Source organism: Nostoc sp. UHCC 0251 (assembly GCF_034932245.1).
In the GTDB taxonomy this organism is placed as follows: Bacteria; Cyanobacteriota; Cyanobacteriia; order Cyanobacteriales; family Nostocaceae; genus Nostoc.
Genome location: NZ_JAYGHD010000257.1, coordinates 1 through 1,808 on the forward strand (window position 1 = coordinate 1; position 1,808 = coordinate 1,808).

Annotated in this window: 3 protein-coding genes; all 3 read left to right on the plus strand. The window is 35.3% G+C overall.

Annotation, left to right across the window (positions count from 1 at the left end; all coding sequences use genetic code 11):
- The first annotated feature begins 138 nt into the window (after positions 1 to 138).
- From VB740_RS18035 to VB740_RS18045, 3 genes are read left to right on the plus strand one after another with little or no spacing between them, the layout of a single operon-like run.
- A complete protein-coding gene (locus VB740_RS18035; protein ID WP_323201328.1) occupies positions 139 to 783 on the plus strand; it encodes a hypothetical protein in 645 nt (214 codons plus the stop codon).
- Positions 784 to 791: 8 nt separating this feature from the next.
- Positions 792 to 1,490, plus strand: a complete 699-nt coding sequence (locus tag VB740_RS18040; RefSeq protein ID WP_179070167.1) for a hypothetical protein — start codon at positions 792 to 794, stop codon at positions 1,488 to 1,490.
- A complete protein-coding gene (locus tag VB740_RS18045; protein ID WP_323201329.1) occupies positions 1,490 to 1,774 on the plus strand; it encodes a DUF6753 family protein in 285 nt (94 codons plus the stop codon). The genes VB740_RS18040 and VB740_RS18045 overlap by 1 nt, the downstream gene beginning before the upstream one ends.
- The last annotated feature ends 34 nt before the right edge of the window (positions 1,775 to 1,808 follow it).

The following is a 1,808-nucleotide window of genomic DNA, read 5'->3' on the forward strand; positions in this document are numbered from 1 at the left end:
AATGAGTTTTGAAGCATTTCGTGACCGTTTGGCAAAAATATCGTTCAAATCACAACCTTTGCCAGAGGTTTAGCGCAAATTTACATAGATAACACAGTAAAATTTGTCGGGTTAGACGCGGATAATTCTAATCCACACTTGATCAGATTTTATGAAACATCTGCAAACATTCAACGTTTAGATATATCTAACTCAGATAAATTAGACGAATTTGTAGATAATTTAAAAGAATTAGTGTATCCCAAACCAAAAGAATCGGGGGAGAATCAAGAGGAACAATCTTTGATACTACTAGAAACGCCATCACAATTTCTACCAACTCTAAAAATTTTAATAAAAGAGATGGGGTTTTTAGGCGTGGTAAATGATAAATGTCAAATGCGGGTAACTATAGTAGTAGTTATAAGTACAATAGTTGATTGTATAAATCAATTATTAGAACTTTATAGTTACTGTGGTGATAATGTTGATTATGTAATAGTAAAAAATTTGTTTTACGGAGAGGTAGAACAATTTAATTTTTATGATAACTCGCAAAAAATAAAAGAAATAGAGCAGCAAGTAAAAGCAAAAAGTCATACTTTCACAAGTATAACTATGCCCAAGTTAGCGAAAAAGTCTTACGATTATTTGGATGTTAAAAACATGACATTTAGACAAGGGATTGAACAAGATGAATATCCGTCTGTATTTGGGAGAATCCTAAGCTGGTTGAACAACTTCCAAGGGCAAATAAAGCCAATCAAAGATTTATTTGGCATAGAGAAGATTTTATCTGAATAGGAATAAGAATGTCAAAGAGAATAATTATAACTGTAGGAGATGCGCGGGTAGGTAAGTCTACAGTTATCAAGCTATTGCTAGAAATGTTAGCCCAACAAGGAAAACGGATAAAGGTTTATAACCAAGAATCATTCCCTGTATTTCAGGCTTATGAACATATAGCAACCATTAAGAAGTTTGATTTATCAAATGACGATGCTGATGCAATAGCAGATGACTTAAATCATCCTGAGTTAGATGTGATAATTGTTGATATGCCCGGACAAGATATTGAAAAAGTAATTCAATATATCGAGAGTGCTAGCTTATTTGAGGTTGTAGTAAAATTTGGTTGGAATTTAACATTTCTTCAACCTATTTCTCACAGGGAAGACTGTATATATTACTTAAATGCAATCATCCAGAACGCGACCACTAACGCTAACTACGTGGTAGTGAAAAATTACCATTTTGCGCCAGAGTTTAGAGAATATGAGGAGAAGATGCGGAAAAAGCTGTTAATCATAGGAGGGACAGAAGTAGAATTAATGGCTCTACATCGGAATCATTATCAAGCAATGGAAAAGGCTGATAAACCATATTCACAAGTCTGCCAGGATCTCTCAATAATTTTATTTTGGAGAAGCTTCATTTTTCAGTGGATTAAAAAGTTTCGTCATTCAGTGATGAATAACAATTTGGCTATTAAATATCTAGGGCTTGATTGATGACACTACAAGACACATTACAAGGTTATTCCCCATCAGAACAAAAACGCATAGTTGAAGGGGCATATCAACTAGGAATTACACCAGACGATCCAGTTTTTAGGATGATGGCGACACTGGGCAGATATGAAGAAACGATCATAGACCTCCAGGCAAGAATGGAGGCAATGATAGAAGCGTGGGCAGCACTGATAGACCAAAAACTGGATAAGACAAGCAAACAAGCCGAGTCAATGCATTATACAGTTGTCTCTAGTGCCGTGGGGAGCAACGCGATTTGGTGAGATCGGGCAAAAAAGCTGCGATCGCTAAAAATTA

What these genes read in the sequence shown, in the direction of transcription:
- VB740_RS18040 (WP_179070167.1), top strand. Translation starts at nt 792, where the DNA reads ATGTCAAAGAGAATAATTATAACTGTAGGAGATGCGCGGGTAGGTAAG.
- VB740_RS18045 (WP_323201329.1), top strand. Translation starts at nt 1,490, where the DNA reads ATGACACTACAAGACACATTACAAGGTTATTCCCCATCAGAACAAAAA.